At 70.6% G+C, this 18,528-nt stretch carries 17 protein-coding genes; 13 read left to right on the top strand and 4 right to left on the bottom strand.

Going from position 1 to position 18,528, the window contains the following annotated elements:
- Positions 1-62 precede the first annotated feature (62 nt).
- Positions 63-1,016, bottom strand: a complete 954-nt coding sequence (locus ACWEJ6_RS32985) for an MBL fold metallo-hydrolase (RefSeq protein ID WP_387679901.1) — start codon at positions 1,014-1,016, stop codon at positions 63-65.
- A gap of 83 nt (positions 1,017-1,099) precedes the next feature.
- Here ACWEJ6_RS32985 and ACWEJ6_RS32980 point away from each other — a divergent pair, with 83 nt between their 5' ends.
- The gene (locus tag ACWEJ6_RS32980; RefSeq protein ID WP_387679904.1) at positions 1,100-1,492 is read left to right on the top strand and encodes a single-stranded DNA-binding protein; all 393 of its coding nucleotides are present in this window, start codon (positions 1,100-1,102) and stop codon (positions 1,490-1,492) included.
- 82 nt (positions 1,493-1,574) lie between these two features.
- Here the strand turns inward: ACWEJ6_RS32980 and ACWEJ6_RS32975 are convergent, their stop codons facing one another.
- A complete protein-coding gene (locus tag ACWEJ6_RS32975; protein ID WP_452428845.1) occupies positions 1,575-3,098 on the bottom strand; it encodes a DUF1015 family protein in 1,524 nt (507 codons plus the stop codon).
- A gap of 144 nt (positions 3,099-3,242) precedes the next feature.
- Here ACWEJ6_RS32975 and ACWEJ6_RS32970 point away from each other — a divergent pair, with 144 nt between their 5' ends.
- On the top strand, positions 3,243-3,668 hold the full coding sequence (locus ACWEJ6_RS32970) for a tetratricopeptide repeat protein (protein WP_452428834.1): 426 nt from the start codon (positions 3,243-3,245) through the stop codon (positions 3,666-3,668).
- An 819-nt stretch (positions 3,669-4,487) separates the two neighbouring features.
- On the opposite strand, the gene ACWEJ6_RS32965 is transcribed toward ACWEJ6_RS32970, so the two are convergent.
- Positions 4,488-4,925, bottom strand: a complete 438-nt coding sequence (locus tag ACWEJ6_RS32965; protein WP_452428832.1) for a TipAS antibiotic-recognition domain-containing protein — start codon at positions 4,923-4,925, stop codon at positions 4,488-4,490.
- A gap of 121 nt (positions 4,926-5,046) precedes the next feature.
- Here ACWEJ6_RS32965 and ACWEJ6_RS32960 point away from each other — a divergent pair, with 121 nt between their 5' ends.
- Complete coding sequence (locus ACWEJ6_RS32960; RefSeq protein WP_452428830.1) at positions 5,047-6,018, top strand: HAD-IIA family hydrolase; 972 nt, start codon at positions 5,047-5,049, stop codon at positions 6,016-6,018.
- Between the two features lie 338 nt (positions 6,019-6,356).
- Here ACWEJ6_RS32960 and ACWEJ6_RS32955 read toward each other — a convergent pair whose 3' ends face one another.
- Positions 6,357-6,704 (bottom strand): SCP2 sterol-binding domain-containing protein, encoded by a 348-nt coding sequence (locus ACWEJ6_RS32955; RefSeq protein WP_387679916.1) that lies wholly within the window; start codon positions 6,702-6,704, stop codon positions 6,357-6,359.
- A 127-nt stretch (positions 6,705-6,831) separates the two neighbouring features.
- Between ACWEJ6_RS32955 and ACWEJ6_RS32950 the strand changes: the two genes are divergently transcribed.
- The 10 genes from ACWEJ6_RS32950 (at position 6,832) to ACWEJ6_RS32905 (ending at position 18,443) form a co-directional block, all read left to right on the top strand.
- On the top strand, positions 6,832-7,005 hold the full coding sequence (locus tag ACWEJ6_RS32950; protein ID WP_352326208.1) for a hypothetical protein: 174 nt from the start codon (positions 6,832-6,834) through the stop codon (positions 7,003-7,005).
- Positions 7,002-7,814, top strand: coding sequence for a TlyA family RNA methyltransferase (locus ACWEJ6_RS32945; protein WP_352364461.1), 813 nt, complete (start codon positions 7,002-7,004; stop codon positions 7,812-7,814). The genes ACWEJ6_RS32950 and ACWEJ6_RS32945 overlap by 4 nt, the downstream gene beginning before the upstream one ends.
- Positions 7,811-8,713 carry an NAD kinase gene (locus ACWEJ6_RS32940; RefSeq protein WP_352364459.1) on the top strand — a complete coding sequence of 301 codons (903 nt, stop codon included), beginning with the start codon at positions 7,811-7,813 and terminating at the stop codon, positions 8,711-8,713. Before ACWEJ6_RS32945 ends, ACWEJ6_RS32940 begins: the two co-directional genes overlap by 4 nt.
- Positions 8,714-8,807: 94 nt before the next feature.
- Positions 8,808-10,517: a DNA repair protein RecN gene (gene recN / locus ACWEJ6_RS32935; protein ID WP_358300241.1), complete on the top strand. Its 1,710-nt coding sequence runs from the start codon at positions 8,808-8,810 to the stop codon at positions 10,515-10,517.
- Between the two features lie 73 nt (positions 10,518-10,590).
- Positions 10,591-11,787 carry a putative cytokinetic ring protein SteA gene (gene steA / locus ACWEJ6_RS32930; protein WP_387680342.1) on the top strand — a complete coding sequence of 399 codons (1,197 nt, stop codon included), beginning with the start codon at positions 10,591-10,593 and terminating at the stop codon, positions 11,785-11,787.
- Positions 11,784-12,758, top strand: a complete 975-nt coding sequence (locus tag ACWEJ6_RS32925; RefSeq protein WP_387679928.1) for a copper transporter — start codon at positions 11,784-11,786, stop codon at positions 12,756-12,758. The genes steA and ACWEJ6_RS32925 overlap by 4 nt, the downstream gene beginning before the upstream one ends.
- Before the next feature lies 1 nt (position 12,759).
- The gene (locus tag ACWEJ6_RS32920) at positions 12,760-13,611 is read left to right on the top strand and encodes a hypothetical protein (protein WP_364340006.1); all 852 of its coding nucleotides are present in this window, start codon (positions 12,760-12,762) and stop codon (positions 13,609-13,611) included.
- A 72-nt stretch (positions 13,612-13,683) separates the two neighbouring features.
- Complete coding sequence (murJ, locus tag ACWEJ6_RS32915) at positions 13,684-15,276, top strand: murein biosynthesis integral membrane protein MurJ (RefSeq protein WP_452428826.1); 1,593 nt, start codon at positions 13,684-13,686, stop codon at positions 15,274-15,276.
- A gap of 906 nt (positions 15,277-16,182) precedes the next feature.
- Positions 16,183-17,283, top strand: coding sequence for a glycosyltransferase (locus ACWEJ6_RS32910; RefSeq protein ID WP_452428842.1), 1,101 nt, complete (start codon positions 16,183-16,185; stop codon positions 17,281-17,283).
- Between the two features lie 176 nt (positions 17,284-17,459).
- Positions 17,460-18,443, top strand: coding sequence for a TerC family protein (locus ACWEJ6_RS32905; RefSeq protein WP_352364449.1), 984 nt, complete (start codon positions 17,460-17,462; stop codon positions 18,441-18,443).
- Positions 18,444-18,528 lie beyond the last annotated feature (85 nt).

The raw sequence follows: 18,528 nt of genomic DNA, 5'->3' as shown, positions 1-18,528 counted from the left end.
ACCCCTGATGATCAGGGGTACGGCGGAGCTTTTGTGTCACATGGGGTGTGATCGGCCGGTCGTCATCGTTCGACGCGGTTGAGCCAGTGGAGGATGCCCGCGACGTTCGACGGGGCGCCGCTCAGCAGCTCGAACTGCTCGGCCGTCACGTCGTCCGACTGCAGGGCGGTGTAGCGCTCCTTGGTGCGGTCGCGGACCATGGCGACCGCGTGATCGAGGTCGAGGCCCTCGGAGTGTGCCTGACGGGTGAGATCCACCCAGACCCGGAGCTCTTCGGCGGACCGCTCAAGGGTCTCCTGGACGGCGCCGACCGGTCCGTAATGGCTGAACAACAACCGTTGCGGACCAAGTGCCTGGAACAGGGCGATCGAGTCGAGGGCCGTCTGAAGGTCGAAGTCCGGCGGCGGGGTGGCGGGGCGCAGGTCGCCGGTCTGGGGCAGGTACACGCCCGCGGCGTCCCCGACATAGAGGTCTCCGGTGGCGGAGTCGATCAGGCCGACGTGGTGCTTGGCGTGGCCCGGAGAGTAGTGGCTGCTCAGCGTGCGGCCGTTGCCCAGGTCGATGGCTCCGGTGTCGCCCAGGGCGACGATCCGCTCGGCCTCGGTGGGGGACAGCTCGCCGAAGAGGGTGTCGAGCTGGTCACCCCAGACCATCCGGGCGCTGGCCATCAGACGCGATGGATCGGCCAGATGGCGCGCGCCCTTCTCATGTACCACCACCTGCGCGGACGGGAAGAACTTCGCGATGTCGCCCACACCGCCCGCGTGGTCCAGGTGGATATGGGTCACCACCACGGTGGCCAGGTCGTCCGGGCCGACGCCGAGCGAGGCGAGCGCGTCGCGCACCACGGGGGACGAGGTCGAGGTGCCCGTCTCCACCAGGCACGGCCGATCTCCCAGGATCAGGTAGCCGGCGGTGATGCCCGCGTATCCGGCCATCTTGGTGTCGATCTCATAGACGTCGCCGCCTAGTGCGGTGATGTTGTCCACAGGCACTCCCGCGCGTACATCCGTCATCCCCAGAACGACGTTCGTATCGATCCGGGCTTCCCTTCATCGTAGAGAGTGATCTCCTCCGGAACACAAACGGGAGGACGACAATGGATCGGAACGAGGTCGTGCTGGTGGGGCGGCTGTCGGCGGCGGTCGAGGAATACGCGATGCCGAGCGGCGACATGGCCACGAAGTGGCGCGTCATCGTCCGCCGCCGGCGCAGGCACCGGCGAGGCCCGGCTCTCACCGACAGCATCCCGTGCGTCACGTTCGATCCCGAGGTGGCGGAGATCGTGCGGGGCCTCAAACCGCGGGACTTCATCGAGGTGACGGGCGCGTTCCGCTGCCGGGTCTTCGGCCCGGCCGCCGCCAAGATCTGGCGGTACGAGGTGGAGGTCAGTGCCGTCAGACCTGTCGAGGAGACGGTTCCTGAGCCGTCTGAGGAGGTGGTTCCGAGCCGGGGGCCGCGGCAGGTGGCTCAGTTGGCCGGGGCGGGGTGACTTTGCCGGCGATGGCGAGGCGCCGCCCCGGAGAGCGCTCGGAGGGGGGCAGGGGAGGCGCGGCCACGCGGCAGGGGCGGCGTCAGTCGATGGCGAACGTGCGCAGGACCAGGCCGGTACGCGGTTTGGGGCCGAAGGAGGTGGACTTGCGGGGCACTCGTTCGCCGCCCGCGGCGACCGCCAGCACGTCATGGACCATGAGCGGCTTGAGGATGACGGCTGTGCCGCCCGTCTGGATCGCGAGCCGCAACGCCGCCTCGGTGTCGTGGTGGACGATGCGCACGGCCCGCTCGTCGTCCTCCATGCCCCACACCTTGGGCAGGATGAACTCGCTCAGGATCGAGGTGTTCAGCGAGTTCCAGCGGTCCGAATGGTGGTCCGGCATCGCCAGGTTCAGCTGCACCGGGTCGGGGTCGGTGAGCAGATGGGTGCCGCTCTCGCCGGCGAGCAGGAAGGCGGGCTCGGCCGCGTGCTGCAGTGCCTCCAGGCCCTGCGCCAGGTCGTCGAAGTCGTGCACCTGCCAGGCGCCCCTGGCCCTGGCGGCGGCCTCGGTCATGGGGAGACCGGGGATGACGCGGTGGATGGCCTTGAGGTCGGGTGGGTAGGCGGTGGAGTCGACGATCAGGGCCAGCCCGAAGTCCCAGGGGCCCAGCGTCTGCCGGGGGTCGGCCGGGGCGGAGGCCGGTTCCGCTGACGGATGGGCCAGGTGGTCGGTCAGCTCGTGCCGGAACGAGGTGACTGGGCTGGGAGAGGGTGTTACGAGGCGGTCCGGAGGCGCGTTGAGAGGGGTGTGCTGAGAAGCCTGGGGGTCGTAGGGCGTGGCTTGGTGGGTTCCGTCCCGCAGGGCTTGGCGGGCGGCGTGCTCCTGACGCTGGAGGACGCGGTAGGTGGCGTACCGGTGGTGGCCGTCGGCGATCAGGGCCTGACGGTTGCGCAGGTCGGCGTTGATGGCGTCTATCTCGTCCTGGTCGGTGATCGCCCACAGCCGGTGGGTGAGGCCGTCCTCGGTTCCGGCCGTGACGAGGGGCGGTCGTTTGGCGGCCACCTCGTCCACCAGGCGGGTCGCCTTGCCGTTGTCGCCGTTGTAGAGCAGGAAGATGGGTTCGAGGTTGGCCTCGGTGGTGCTCATGAGAGCCAGCCGGTCGGCGATGGGGCCGGGCATGACGTCCTCGTGGGGGAGGATGACGCGTTCGGCGGGGTCGACCAGGCCGACGTCGCCGATCAGGCCACGCTGGAGGACGTGCGGGCCGCTCTGCTCGTACACGTACAGGGCGGGGGTGTCGTCGGCCACCAGGACGCCGGCGTCCAGCCAGGCCCTCAGGGTGTCCCTGGCCTCGGAGTAGCGGGCTTCGAGTGGCACCTCGGTCCGGTGGCGGAGTCTGGACGGGGTACCGGCCGAGCCGCGAGGGGTGCCGGGTTCGGTGGCGGGTGTCGCTTCGGGGTTGCAGGGAAGGATGAGGCGGACGACGTTGTTCGGGTGGGAGGCAAGGAGGGCTTCGACGTCCGCATCGCTGATCAGGTCGTACGGTGGGGAGGTCACCTTGGCGGGATCTTCGACATCGAAACGTACGCCTCGGAAGGGCCGTAGCACCAGTCCGTCAGGCACCGGCAGTTCAGGAGTCCCCATACCGGGCATGCTCCCATAAATGCTTGCGCCTACCAGGAGTTGCCCCAATCGTTTGCTGTCGCGCCCCTTACGCGGCGGAGCGGGAGCGAGGTTCGTCGTCCAGCGATGAAGGAGTCCTCACGCATGGTTCAGGGCGGAAATGGTCGCGATGAGTCCGTGGGTGGCGTTCCCGGGGGCGGTGTTTACGACTGGTATCAGCGTGGTGTGAAGTTGCTGAAGGAGGGGAGCCCGGCGGCTGCCGCGGCGTTGCTGGAGCGGGCCGCCGCTGCTGAGCCGCAGTCCCGGAGCATCCTTGAGGCGCTGGCTCGGGCGCAGTTCAACTCCCGCCAGTACGCGGAGGCCGCGGCCAGCTTCCGGCAGATCGTGGATGCGAACCCGGCTGAGGATTATGCGTACTTCGGGCTGGGCTTGTCGTTGTGGCGTACGGGGGATCTGGAAGGCGCTCAGGAGCCGCTGGCCATCGCGGTGGCCATGCGGCCGGACGAGCGGCATTACGTGTCGGCCTTGAAGAGTGTGCGGGCGACGTTGAGGGCTCGCCGAGAGATGTAGGGGGGCAGGCGGGCGCGGGAGCCGGCCATGGCGAACGTCGCCTCCCAAGCGACTGTGCCAGCTGGGCGTTTCGATCCTCCCTGGGGCATCAGCTCGGACGGGAGCCCCTGCGGTGTTTGCTCGCGGCCCGTGGTGCTGAGCGGGCGTCGTCGCAGCAGAGCGCTTTCTTGGTCTGGCTCCGTGCTGGATGGTGTGTGTCCGTGGCCCGGCACGCGACTATGCCGTGCCCTGGTCGGTGACGCTGTCGCTGAGAACCTTCCGGGGCCTCGACGAGGCGTTCATGCCGTCGAGGGGTTCATGCCGTCACGCATGGGCGGCCATGTCCGCGCGTTCCCCAGCCGCTGACGGCGGCTGAGGGAGACATCGCGGCACTTGCCCGCTGCCGACCCCGAGCACCTGGCCGGCCTTGACGACTCCGCCCATTACCGGAGAAGTGGCTACCCCACTGCTGTGCGACCGACTCGGGTTGTGTGGAGAACATGACCTACTGGGACATGAGGGGCCTGTGCGGTGGCTTTCCCAGCCGAATGCCCAGGGGGCGTGGTGCGGCGAATGCAGCCGTCGTGGCTGCCCAGGCCGTTCCTGTTCGAGCGTGCAGGCATGCCGTGGCTGCATCTGGCTGCCCTTGCGTAAGGGAACAGGCATGCCAGTGGCCGCATTTGGCTGCTCCACCCCCATGGAAGCGGCGCAAGGCTGTCGTGAGGGACTTTGCCCGGGGGCTGCGCGGCAGAACGGCGCCTTGAGGGCCGTGCCCCAGTTCCGGGCTTGTCGGCCGTCGCCTTCCACGCGTGCCGTCACGTCTATGCGACTGGTCAGGCGTCAGCCGTGGCGGGTGGCGTTGGCGAGGATGGCGGATCGGAGGTAGGCGGCCAGGCCGGGCGAGGTGCGGTCGAAGGCGGCGGTGAAGCGGGGGTCGGAGACGTACAGGTCGGCCAGGCCGCGGTGGATGTCGTACGTGCAGTCGTAGAACCAGCGGGAGAGGTGGGCGCGGTGTTCCTCGGCCAGGTCCATCGCGAGGTCGCCGTCTGCCGGGACGTCGGCGTGCATCGCGTCGGCGAGCCGGACCGAGAGGGCGGCTGCCTCGGCCTCGTGTCGCCGCCAGTCCTCCCGCGTGTAGGTCGAGGTGCGGCGTGCGGATTCGGCCCAGGCGTGTGTGCCGCCCCAGCGTTCCTCGGCCTCCGCCGCGTGCTCGTCATGGGCGGGAGCGCCGAGCAGTTCTATGCGTTCCTCGGTCGTGGCGTCGGGCTCGCGGGACATGGTCGTCCTTCCGGTGTCGGGTACGGGTTTCCCGATCCACGAGGAGAGGGCTTCCTGTGGCGGGGTACGAAGGCGACGCTAAAGTCTCACGCGGCGTGAGAGTCAAACGGGAAGAGGCGCTGTGCTGATTGACGGCTATGACACCCTGCTGCTCGACCTCGACGGTGTGGTCTATCTCGGACAGCACGCGGTTCCCGGGGCCAGGCAGGCGCTGGAGGAGGCGCAGGGCAAGGGGGTCCGGCTCGCCTACGTGACCAACAACGCCTCCCGGACGCCCGCCGCCATCGCCGCCCACCTGCGGGAACTCGGCGTCCCGGCCACGGCGGCCGATGTGGTGACCTCGGCGCAGGCGGCCGCGCGACTGGTCGCCGAGCGGGTGGCTCCGGGCGCCGCGGTGCTGGTCGTGGGCGGGTCGGGGCTGCGGGTGGCCGTACGTGCTCATGGGCTCAGGCCGGTGTCCGTCGCGGCCGAGTCGCCCGCGGCGGTGGTTCAGGGGATCGCTCCCGGTCTGTCGTACGCCCTGCTGTCGGAGGGGGCGCTGGCCGTACGGCAAGGCGCGCTGTTCGTGGCCTCCAACGGCGACAGCACCATGCCGACTGGGCGGGGTGAACTGCCGGGGAACGGGGCAATGGTCCGGGTCATCGCCGCCGCCACTGGGGTTGAACCGGTGTACGCCGGCAAGCCGGATCCGCCGTTGCACCGGGAGTCGATGATCCGTACGGGCGCTCGGCGGCCGCTGGTGGTGGGGGATCGGCTGGACACCGACATCGAAGGGGCCTCCAACGCGGGGGTTGAGAGCCTGCTGGTGTTCACCGGGGTGGCCACCCCGCTCGACGTGCTGACCGCTGCGCCCCGGCACCGGCCCACGTACCTGGCCGAGGACCTCGGCGCGCTGGTCCAGCCCTATCCCGACGTGCGGGACGGCGCCTGCGGGGGATGGCGGGCCGAGTGGCGTGACGGGACGCTGCACCTCGAAGGCGACGGCAGCCGGATCGACGGCCTGCGCGCAGCCTGCGACGCCGCCTGGACGGCCGCGGGCGAAGGGCAGATCGGGGAGGACGCGATCAAGGACGTCCTGAAGCGCGTGGGGTGAGACGACCGGCGCGGGGGGCCGCCTCGGCCTTGCCTCTCCCGCCCAGCAGCGGCCAGGAGCCCACGAGTCCTGTCGTGACGGCGTCCTTCTTCCACGGCTCGCAACACGACGGGCTCATCCACGCGCGTGGTGCAGGGGCAGTGCCGGTGATCGCGGGGAGCGTCAGATGGGGGCGACGTGGCCGCCGGAGGGCGGCTCAGTCGGTCGGGGGTCGAGGGGCAGCTTCGCTGTTCGCTTGTCGCCTAACAGTTAACGCACGCGCCGAGTAGTCGCCTGACAGCGAACACCCGCGCTGCGCAGCTGCGTAGGACATTGAACAGCCGCCTGAACGGAACCGGTCAGATCAGCTTGCGCAGGCGCAGCAGGTCGCCGAAGCTCGCGTCGATCTTCACCCGCCCTCCGAGCAGCGCACGGGCCAGATCCAGTTCGCCGTCGACCAGCGCGACCAGGTCGTCGCTCGCGATGGTGATCTTCACATCGGCCGGTTTGCCGCCCGCCGGCGGCTCCTCGGTGAACGGGTCGAGCCCCCCGTGGTGCAGCCGCCCGTAGAAGATCAGGTCGAGGTCGGAGACCCGGGCGCTGACCGTGCGCTCGACCACGTGTTTGGCACGATCCTCCGCGCCGATCTCGTCGAACTGGGCGACGAGCCTGGCCAGTGCCGCCCGGCACTCCTCGACGCTTGCCATGTTGGGCATCCTTTCTTTCCCTTTGCGGTCGGTAGCGTTCCACATCACTAGCACCCCCGTATGAGTCTCAACGCATGACACGCCTGCCAAGGTCCCGGGCGCTCGCCCGAGGCGTTACGGTCGAGTCATGAGTGAGCTGCCGGAGGAGACCGGTGACGAGCGGGTCGACGCCATCGTGGCCGGTCTCGGTCGTGTGGGCGAGCTGCCGGTGAACGAGCACGTGGCCGTGTTCGAGGAGGCGTTCGCCGGGCTGGAGTCCACTCTCGCGGGTGCGGGCGACGAAGCGCTGGGCGAGCGGTGAGCCGCAGGATCCGTCTCGACAGCGAGCTGGTGCGCCGCGGGCTGGCCAGGTCGCGCGAGCAGGCCGCCCAGCTCATCGAGGCCGGGCGGGTCAGCGTGGGCGGTCAGCAGGCGCACAAGCCCGCGACCCAGGTCGACACCGCCTCGGCCATCGTCGTCGCCGAGTCGGCCGACGGGCCCGACTACGTTTCGCGGGGAGCGCACAAACTGCTGGGGGCGCTGGAGGCGTTCAAGAGCCTGTCGGTGGAGGGGCGCAGGTGCCTCGACGCGGGAGCCTCCACGGGCGGCTTCACCGACGTGCTGCTGCGCCACGGCGCGGCCCACGTGCTCGCCGTCGACGTCGGCTACGGCCAGCTCGCCTGGTCGCTGCGCACCGACGAGCGGGTGACCGTGATGGAACGCGTCAACGTGCGCGACCTGACCCCCGACATGGTCGGCGAGCCGCCCACGCTGGTCGTGGGCGACCTGTCGTTCATCTCGCTGCGGCTCGTGCTGCCCGCGCTGGCGCAGGTCGCCGCGCCGCGGGCCGACTTCGTCATGCTGGTCAAGCCGCAGTTCGAGGTGGGCAAGGAGCTCGTGGGCGCGGGCGGCGTGGTGCGCGACCCCGAGCTGCGGGCCAGGTCGGTGCGCGAGGCCGCGGCCAAGGCGCAGGAGCTGGGGCTGAGCGTGCGGGGCGTGACCGCGAGCCCGCTGCCCGGCCCTTCCGGAAATGTCGAATACCTGCTGTGGCTGGGCAAAGGAGAGGGTGATCCGCCCGTCGCCGAGCTCGATGCCGAGATCCAGCGTGCCGTCGCGGAAGGGCCGCAATGAACCGGACCGTGCTGGTCGCCGTCCACACCGGGCGGGGCGCCGCCGTAGAGAGCGCCCGTCTGGTCATCAACCGGCTGGTCGGGGCGGGCATCAACGTGCGCGTCCTGGACACCGAGGCGCGTGACATCGGCTGTGGCGGGGTGGAGGTCGTCCCCAGCGACGACCCCGGCTCGGCCAAGGACGCCGAGGTCATGATCGTGCTCGGCGGCGACGGCTCGCTGCTGCGCTCGGCCGAGCTGGCCAAGCCCGCCGGCACGCCGCTGCTCGGGGTCAACCTCGGGCACGTCGGGTTCCTGGCCGAGGCGGAGGTGGCCGACCTGGCCTCGGCGGTCGACAGCGTGGTCGCCGGGCGCTACGACGTCGAGGAGCGCATGACGATCGACGTCCTGGCCAGGCAGAACGGCCGGGTGATCGCCGACACGTGGGCGCTCAACGAGGTCACCGTGGAGAAGCAGGAACGCATGCTGGAGGTGGTCGCCGAGATCGACGGGCGGCCGCTGTCCCGCTGGGGCTGCGACGGCGTGATATGTGCCACTCCTACGGGTTCGACGGCGTATGCGTTCTCGGCCGGCGGGCCGGTGGTCTGGCCGGAGGTGGAGGCGCTGCTCCTGGTGCCGATCAGCGCCCACGCGCTGTTCGCGCGGCCGCTGGTGGTCTCGCCCCGGTCCACGATGGCCGTGGAGATCCTGCCGGACACTCCGGGCGGCGTTCTGTGGTGCGACGGCCGCCGCCGTTTCGAGCTGCCCTCCGGGTCACGTGTGGAGGTGCGCAGGGGCGCCGAGCCGGTGCGCCTGGCCCGTCTGCACGGCGTCGAGAACACCGGCGCGCCCTTCACCGACAGGCTGGTCGCCAAGTTCGAACTACCGGTTCAGGGATGGCGCGGGAGAGTGCGACCCTGAATGAATGGAGGGCGGAGCGCGTAGGATCCCATGGGCAACAGGTGTCCGGAGACAATCGACCGGCCATCAGGCACGGCAGTGACGGGAGTGGGCAGTGCGACCAAGGGTCGAGGAGGTCCGCATCCAGGGGCTCGGCGTCATCGACGAGGCCGTACTCGAGCTTTCGCCGGGCTTCAACGTGGTCACCGGCGAGACCGGCGCGGGCAAGACGATGGTCGTCACGGGGCTCGGGCTGCTGTTCGGCGGCCGGGCCGATCCCTCGCGCATCCGTCCGGGGGCCGACAAGGCGACCGTGGAGGGCACGCTCGTCGTCGAGCCCGGCGGCCGGGTCGCCCAGCAGGTCGAGGACCTCGGCGGTGAGGTCGAGGACGGCGAGCTGATCATCTCGCGCACCGTCTCGGCCGAGGGCCGCTCCAGGGCCTGGCTCGGGGGCCGTACGGTGCCCGTCGGCACGCTGACGTACCTGGCCGACGACCTGGTGGCGGTGCACGGGCAGATGGACCAGCAGCGGCTGCTGCAGGCCGCCAGGCAGCGCGCCGCGCTCGACCGTTACGCCGGAAACGAGCTGGTCAAGCCGTTGCGGGCGTATTCACAGGCGTACAAGCGGCACAAGCAGGTCGGGGCGCTGCTCGACGAGCTGACCACCCAGGCCAGGGAGCGTGCCCAGGAGGCCGACCGGCTGCGGTTCGGCCTGGAGGAGATCGAGAAGGTCGACCCCAAGCCGGGCGAGGACGCCGAGCTGCGCGAGGAGGAGGAGCGCCTCTCGCACGCCGACGCGCTGCGCAGCGCGGCCACCACGTCCCACACCGCGCTGCTCGGCGACCCGATGGAGGCCGGCGGCGGCGCCCGTGACGTGATCTCGCTGCTCGGGGAGGCCCGCGCGGCCGTCGAGGCCGTGCGCGACTACGACCCCCAGCTCGCCGGCGTGGCCGACCGGCTCGCCGAGGCCGGATACCTGATCTCCGACGTCGCCACCGACCTGGCCGCCTACGCAGAGTCCATCGAGGCCGACCCCGCCCGTCTGGGAGCCGTGCAGGAACGCAGGTCCGTACTGGGCAGCCTGATCAGGAAGTACGCCGAGGACAGCGCAGGGGTGCTGGCCTGGGCCCAGCAGGCGGCCGCCCGCCTGGGCGAGCTCGAAGGCGACGACGAGCGCATCGAGGAGCTCACCCGCGAGCACGAGGAGCTCACCACCAGGCTCACCACCCTGGCCGCCGAGCTCACCAAGGTCCGCGAGGCCGCCGCCGAGCGGTTCGGCCAGGCCGTGACCGAAGAGCTGACCGCGCTGGCCATGCCCCACGCCCGGGTCGTGGTGCAGCTCACCCAGAGCGCCGAGTTCGGCCCGGAGGGCGTCGACGAGGTGGAGCTGCGGATGGCCGCCCATCCGGCCGCGCCGCCGCTGCCGCTCAACAAGGGCGCCTCCGGCGGCGAGCTGAGCCGCGTCATGCTCGCGATCGAGGTCGTGTTCGCCGGTGCCGACCCGGTGCCGACGTTCGTGTTCGACGAGGTCGACGCGGGGGTCGGCGGCAAGGCCGCGGTCGAGATCGGGCGCCGGCTGGCCCGGCTCGCACGCACCGCGCAGGTGATCGTCGTCACCCACCTCCCGCAGGTGGCGGCCTTCGCCGACCAGCATCTGGTCGTCGAGAAGGCCAGCGACGGCAGCGTCGTGCGCAGCGGCGTCGTCACGCTCAACCACGAGGGGCGCGTCCGCGAACTGTCGCGCATGCTGGCCGGTCTGGAGGACTCCGAACTGGGCCGGGCGCACGCGGAGGAGCTGCTCGGGCTCGCAGCGGCCGACAGGTGATTCAGCGTGACATAGTGGACACGCGGCGTAGTGCTTGGCCTCCGCGCTGTTTCCCTCTGGCAGGATGGTCATGATGAAGGTTCCGGGGAGCAAGATGCCGGGCCTCCGTGGCAGGAAGGTCGGTGACCTTCCCGGTGTGACGGCAGTGGCGAGAATCGACCGGCGAACCAAGAGGCTGACCAAACGCCTCCAGCCCGGGGAAATAGCGATTATCGACCATGTCGACGTTGACCGGGTCAGCGCGGAGGCGCTCGTCGCGTGCGGCGCGGCGGCTGTGGTCAACGTCGCCGCCGGCATCAGCGGCCGCTATCCCAACCTGGGTCCGCAGATCCTGCTCGACGCGGGCATGCCGTTCGTCGACAACGCCAACCCCGAGCTGTTCGAACGCGTCAAGGACGGCGACGTCATCCGCCTCCACGAGGGCGTCATCTACCTCGACGACGACGTCGTGGGCAAGGGCGACGAGCAGACGGCCGAGGCCGTCGAGGCCGCCATGGCAGAGGCGCGCGCCGGGCTGGCCGTGCAGATCGAGGCTTTCGCCGTCAACACGATGGAGTACGTTCGCGGTGAGGGCAAGCTTCTCATCGACGGAGTCGGCGTGCCTGAGATCCGCACCCCGATGGAGGGCAGACATGTCCTCATCGTGGTGCGCGGATATCACTACAAGGAAGACATCGCCACTCTCCGCCCCTACATCAGGGAATACCGTCCCGTCCTCGTCGGCGTCGACGGCGGCGCCGACGCGCTGCTGGAGGCCGGTTACCTCCCCGACGTGATCGTGGGCGACTTCGACTCCGTCTCGACCAAGGCCCTGACCTGCGGCGCCGAGCTCGTCGTGCACGCCTACCGCGACGGCCGCGCCCCCGGCCTGGAGCGGGTGCACCAGCTCGGCCGCGAGGCGGTCATCTTCCCGGCCACCGGCACCAGCGAGGACATCGCGATGCTCCTGGCCGACGACAAGGGCGCCGAGCTGATCGTCGCGGTCGGCACCCACGGCACCCTGGAGGAGTTCCTCGACAAGGGCCGCTCCGGAATGGCCAGCACCTTCCTGACCCGGCTGATCATCGGCAGCAAGCTCATCGACGCCAAGGGCGTGAGCAGGCTCTACCGCAGCCGCATCACCACCTCCCAGCTCCTGATGCTCGTGATCACCGCCCTGATCACCATGGGGGTGGCGCTCTTCCTGTCGCCGCTCGGCCAGACCTGGCTGAACGGCCTGCAAGACGTCTGGAACGCATTCATCTTCTGGCTGGTCGGACTCTTCTCGTGATCGATTTTCGCTACCACGTCGTCTCCATCGTCGCGATCTTCCTGGCGCTGGCGGTCGGGATCGTCCTGGGCACCACGTTGCTGCAGGAGCCCGCGGTCAAGTCCGCGCAGGAGATCTCCGCGCAGCTCACCAAGACCAAGGACGAGCTGCGCGTGCAGATCGACCAGCTCCAGGGGCGCGAGGCGGGCAACGACGCCTTCGTCACCAGCGTCACCCCGAAGCTGGTGGCCGGCGAGCTGACCGGCCAGCGCGTGCTGCTGGTCGAGGCGCCGGGGTCGAGCACCACGTTCCGCGAGGCCGAGCAGCAGGTGCTGGAGGAGGCGGGCGCCGAGGTGAGCGGGCGCGTCACGCTGACCGAGAAGTTCTTCGCCCCCGACCGCAGCGGTGTGCTCGACGGCCTGGTCAACCAGCTCAAACCGGTCGACATGGTCTTCCCGTCCACGGCGACCGTCTGGGACAAGGCCGGCGCACTTCTCGCCTCCACGCTGCTCACCACCGACCAGGCACAGGCGGGCACCCCCAATGCCGCGACCGCCGCCGTCATCAGCGGGTTCGAGGCGGGCGGGCTGGTCAGCACCGACGGCGACCCCGCCAAACGGGCCATGCTGGCGGTGATGTTCGCGCCGGAGAAGGCGTACGAGGGTGAGCAGGCCGAGACCCAGCTGGGCGCGCTCGTCTCGGTCGCCGACCGGCTCGACGCCGCGGGCAAGGGCGCGGTGCTGGCCGGCAGCGCCGCCAACGCGGCCGTCACCGGGGGCGCCGTCAGTGCCCTGCGCGACGACGGCGACGTCGCCAAGCGCGTGTCCACCGTCGATACCGTCGATATGCCCACGGGCCGGGTCGTGGTCGTCTACGCTCTCCGGGAGCAACTGAGCGGGCGGGCCGGCCAGTACGGCATCGGCAAGGGGGCCTCGGCCACCCAGCCCGCGCTGCCGACCACCACACCCTCACCGACCCAGTCAGGGAGCTGACATGGCCCGTGGCCTGCTCTACGCGCTGGCCGGCGCCGCGATCGGTGCCGCCGCCGCCCGTGCCGCCTACTCCGCCTTCACCCGGAACCGTCCGGCCGACCTGGGCGGGCGCTGGACGCGCAAGAACCACCGCGGCGAGCCCATCACCCTGCTGGAGGGGCCCGCGTTCGTGGCGGGCTCCGGCGCCGCGGCCGCGCTCACGCCCGGCCTGGCGCCGCGTACCCGGCTGGCCGCGGTGCTGGCCGGCGTCGGCACCGGCGCCCTCGGGGCCTACGACGACCTTTACGGCACCACGTCCTCCAAGGGGTTCAAGGGCCACCTGACGGCTCTGGCCCGCGGCGAGGTCACCAGCGGCGCCGTCAAGATCCTCGGGATCGGCGCCACCGGGCTGGGCGCCGCCGCCCTCGTCTCCGACGGGCCCGTCGACACCCTGGTCAACGGCGCGGCCATCGCCGGCGCCGCCAACCTCGCCAACCTGTTCGACCTGCGTCCCGGCCGGGCGATCAAGGTCGGGCTGCTGGCCGGCGGGCCGCTGCTGGCCGTCTCGCTGCTGCGGTCCTCGCCCGCCGCCGCGGCCCTGGCCGCCGTGCCGCTGGGCGCCGCCGCGGCGCTGCTGCCCGACGACCTCGGCGAGCGCGCCATGCTCGGCGACGCGGGCGCCAACTCCCTCGGCGCCCTGCTCGGGCTGGCCGCGGTTACCAAGCTCGGCAGGCCCGGCAGGCTGGTCCTCCTGGGCACGGTCGCGGCGCTCACCGCGGCCTCGGAGAAGGTCAGCTTCACCAAGGTCATCGCCGCGAACCCGGTGCTCAACCGGCTCGACATGCTCGGGCGGCGTCCCGTCGACCACGTGTGACCCTCCGCGCGCGATTGTCGGTGGCACCTGCCAGGATGTCGGCGTGACCGGATACTGGGCGGGGGAGGCCGGGTGCGGAGCGTGACGGCGCGGGGCGTGGCAGGTGGCGCCCTGCTCATCGGGGCGATCACCGTGCTGGCCCGGATCGCCGGCTTCGCCAAGCAGTACGCCTTCGCACAGACCGTCGGCACCAACTGCCTGTCCACCGCCTACATGACAGCCAACCAGATCCCCAACATCGTCTTCGAGGTCGTCGTCGGAGGTGCGCTGGCGGGCATGGTGGTGCCGGTGCTGGCCGGGTCCGCGGCCTCGCGCGAGCGCACCGGGCACATCAGCTCGGCGCTGCTGACGTGGGTCGTCGTGGTCCTGGTGCCGCTGGGGGCGCTCACCGCGTTGTTCGCCCGGCCGGTCATCGGCCTGTTCCTCGGCGAGGCCGTCAACGGATGCGACACGACCCAGCTCGTCGCCGTCGCCACCCGGATGCTGGTCGTCTTCGCCCCCCAGATCCCCCTGTACGGCGTGGCCGTCGTGCTCTACGGCGTGTTGCAGTCGCACAGCCGCTTCGCCGGGCCCGCGGTCGCGCCGCTGGTGTCCAGCATCGTGGTCATCGTGGCGTACCTGCTGTTCGTGCCGCTCAGCTCGGGGACCGTCGACCCGGCTCAGCTGCCCGGGCCGGCCGAGCTGGCGTTGTCGGTGGGCACCAGCCTGGGCGTGCTCTCGCTCGTGCTGACCGTGGTCGGGCCTGTGTCGCGGCTGGGGCTGCGGTGGCGACCCACCTTACGCTTCCCCGACGGCGTGGCCGGGCAGGTGCGCAGGCTCGCCCTGGCCGGGATCGCGGCGCTGCTCGCCCAGCAGGCCGCCATGATCGTCGTCGTGCTGCTGTCGAACAAGGCGATCGGCAACGGGGCCCTCACCGTCTACAACTACGCGTGGGCGATCTACCTGGTGCCGTACGCGGTGCTGGCCGTGCCGATCGCCACCAGCGCGTTCCCCCGGCTGTCGGCGCAGGCGGGCGACGCGGTCGCGTTCTCGGCGCTGGCGGCGCGGACCACGCGGGCAGTGGTGCTGGTCACGGGGCTGGCGGCCGGGGTGCTGGCCGCCGTGTCGGGGCCTGGGGCGGTGGTGTTCCTGGGAGGCAGGAGCGAGGTGCCGCCGCCTCAGCTCGCCCTGGCGATCGCGCTGTTCGCGCCGGGCATCGTCGGCTACGGGCTCATCGCCCATCTGAGCAGGGTGCTCTACGCGGCCGGGCTCGGGCGGGCGGCCGCCACCGGGACGGTGGCGGGGTGGCTGGTCGTCATCGTCGCGCAGACCGTGCTCGTGCTGCTGCTGCCCGCAGGGTGGAAGATCGGCGGCATGGCGCTGGGGATGAGCGTCGGCATGACCGCCGGTGGAGTGTTGCTGCTCGGGGCCGTGGTGCGGGCGCGCGGGAGCGGTGCCGCGGCGGGGCTGCCCCGGGCCGCGGGGGCGGCGATCGCCGGTGGTGTGCTGGGGTACCTGGCGGGGGCTGGGGTGGTGAGGTGGCTCGGGGTCTCGGGCATCTGGCCGAACGTGGGTGCGGTGGTGCTGGCGGCGGTGGTGGCCGTGGTGGTGGGGGCTGCCGTCCTGGCGGCGGTGGACCGGCCGGATGCCAGGGTGGTGGCCGGGCTGCTCGGACGGGGCGGCTGATCCACGGCCGCTGATCCTCTGCCTGTTGTGTGGTGGGTGCGCTCCGGCGGTTCTGGTTGTCGCGCACGGCTTCGGGGGGCGGACGCTGGTCGCGCATGGGTTCGGGCGCGGACGGCTGGTCGCGCTTGGCTTCGGACGCTCGGTCGGCTGTTCGTGTGCGGCTTCTGACGCTCGGTCGGCTGGTCCCGTACGGCTTCTGGGGCTTGCACAGCTGGGTCGTGCTTCTGGGGCTGGACGGCTGGTCGCGCGGGGCTTCTGAGGCTGGCACGCCTAGTGGCGCGCGGTTCGTGGTGGCGTGGCTCCTGGGTTTCTCTGATTTCTGCGCTTCTGCAGTGTGTGGCTTGGAGTTGGTGCTGGTTCCGCGGTGCGAGGTCTTCTGTGTGAGGCAGGGCTTCCTCGAAGGCTTGCCTTCGAGGGGCCTGGCCTGTGTCAGGTGACGGGCCATGCGGGGCCAGGAGCCATCTGGGGGCGTGGCCTCTGGAAGGTTGCTGGCCTTGGAAGGGGCGCAGGGCATCGGGCACATGGTTCCGGTGGTGCTTGACCTCTTGCGCGCCAGGCACCCACAAGGCTGGCCGGGCTGTGAAGGTGCCCACATTTCTGGGGTCCGTGAAGCTCAGGGGCTGTCGATCTGCTGGGCATCACGAACGTGCCACGGGCGTGGGAACCGTGGATCCCGGCTTGGGGCACAGGGGCCTGCGCGGTTGGTCGGTGGTCATGGCGGACCAAGGCGTGGTGGTTGGGGGCCTTTGAGGCTCAGGTGCCTGTGGGGGGCCGGTACTGGGCGTCGGCGGGTTTGGTGGGTGAGATCGGGAAGCTGCGGCGTGATTCGGGCTACGGTTTCAGCTTTGAGGTGTGGCTGCGGGTTCCGGTGAGGGGTCAGGAGGGGTCGTGCGGGTGGCTTTTGTGATGGGGACCACGTCGGGTGGGACCGGGCGGCATGTACGGATGCTCGTCGAAGGGCTGGTGCAGCGTGGCCACCAGGCGGCGGTGGTGGGGCCGGGGAGTGTCGAGGAGGCGTTCTCCTTCCGGGCGGCGGGAGCCACGTTCGCCGAGGTGCCCGTGTCGGACCGGCCGCATCCGCTGAACGACCTGCGCGCGGCGCTCGCGATCCGGCGGCTGACGCGCGACGCCGACGTCGTGCACGCCCATGGCCTGCGAGCGGGGGCGTTGGCGAGCCTGGCACTGAGGGCGTTCAGAGCTCAGGGGAAGCGAAGGGGCGACGGCCGGGAGGGGCCGGGGGTGGTGGTCACCTTGCACAATGCGCTTACCGCCGGCGGTTTCGTGGGGTTCGTCTACGGGGTGCTGGAGCGGATCGTGGCGCGGCGGGCCGACCGGGTGCTGGTGGTCTCGCCGGATCTGGCGGAGCGGATGAGCGTCCTGGGAGCTCGGGAGGTGGCGGAGGCGGTGGTGCCCGCGCCTCCGCTCCGGCCCGCCCGGCGCAGGCCGGAGGAGGTGCGGGAGGAACTGGGGGCAGGTGATCGTCCCCTGGTGCTGACGATCGCCCGGCTCGCCCAGCAGAAGGGGCTCGACACCCTGCTGGACGTGGCGGCCGGGCCGTGGGAGTCGCCGGCCCCCCTGTTCGCCGTCGCGGGTGAGGGGCCGTTGCGGGCGGAACTGGAGGACCGGATCCGGTCCCGGAACCTTCCCGTCCTGCTTCTCGGAGACCGGGACGACGTCCCCGACCTGCTGGCGGCCGCGTCCGTCGTGGTCAACTGCAGCCGCTGGGAAGGGCTGCCGCTCAGCCTCAGCGAGGCACTGACGGCGGGCAAGCCGGTGGTGGCCTCCGACGTCGGCGGGATCCCGTGGCTGGTCGGCGACGCGGGGATGCTGGTGCCGTACGGGGACGCCGAAGGGCTGCGCAGCGCGTTGCGCGAGGTCCTGGGCGAGCCGGGGGCCGCGCGGACGCTGGCCGAGGCGGCCGCCCGGCGCGGACGGGAGTTGCCGGACGGTGACGATGCCGTGGAGAGCGTCCTCGGGGTGTACGAGGGGGCAAGATCGAATGGATGATGAGATCAGAGTGTCGGCGTATACTGCGTGGGTTAGGGAGGGGAGTATCCCTTCGCGACAGCCTCGTCATCACGGTGCAGCCCCGCTCCACGGGGCCCCCGGGGCTGCCGGTCCGCGTTGTTCGCGGGCGGGAGAGACCTCCGGCAATGAGTCATGCATGCCGGAGGGTTTGAATCGTGACCGTACCCGTGTGGGCCTGGATCGCCGTCATCGGCGGTCTGCTGGTCGTCCTCGCCTTTGACCTTTGGATCGTCGACCGCGGTGAAGCCCGTGAGTTCTCCATGCGGCAGGCCGGATATTGGGTCACCTTCTATGTCGCCCTGGCCGCGTTGTTCGGCGTGGGGTTGTGGGCCACCTTCGGGGCCGACAAGGCGGGGGAGTTCTTCGCCGGTTACATCACTGAATACAGCTTGAGCGTCGACAACCTGTTCATCTTCTTCATCATCATGAGCAGGTTCGCGGTGCCGCGGCCCTACCAGCACAAGGTGCTGCTCGTCGGCATCGTGCTCGCGCTGGTCATGCGCGGCATCTTCATCGCGCTCGGCGCCGCGGCGCTTGAGCGGTTCAGCTGGCTCTTCTACGTCTTCGGCGCCTTCCTCGTCTACACCGCCGTCAACCTGATCCGGCAGCACCTCAAGGGCGAGGAAGACGAGTTCAACGAGAACATCCTGCTCAGGTGGGTGCGCCGGGCGTTCCCGACCACCGAGGGGTACGTCGGCTCGAAGGTCAGCGTCAAGATCGACGGCCGCCGCATGGTGACCCCCATGCTCATCGTGATGGTCGCCATCGGCACCACCGACCTGCTGTTCGCCCTCGACTCGATTCCGGCCATCTTCGGGCTCACCAAGGACCCCTACGTCGTCTTCACGGCCAACGCGTTTGCCCTGATGGGGCTGCGTCAGCTTTACTTCCTGCTGGGCGGGTTGCTGCAGCGACTCGTCTACATCAGCTATGGTTTGGCGTTCATCCTCGGGTTCATCGGGGTTAAGCTGATAATGGAGGCGTTGCATGCCAGCGGCGTCTCCTGGGCACCCGAAATTCCCATCTGGGTGTCGCTCACGGTCATCGGCTCCACCATGGCGATCACCACGGTTGCGAGCCTGATCAAAGCCCGCATGACGAGCGGCGAAGGCGAGCACACGCACCCGGAGCAGGTCTAGCGGAACGGCTATCGAGGCGCTTTGCTTGTGAAGTTGCGCCGTGTAATAGTTGCGAGTTCCGTAACAGCATGGCAAAGCGCCTAGT

It is taken from the genome of Nonomuraea sp. NPDC004702 (assembly GCF_053601695.1).
The sequence above is the reverse complement of the archived record's forward strand: the minus strand, read 5'-3'. Positions and strand labels throughout refer to the sequence as shown.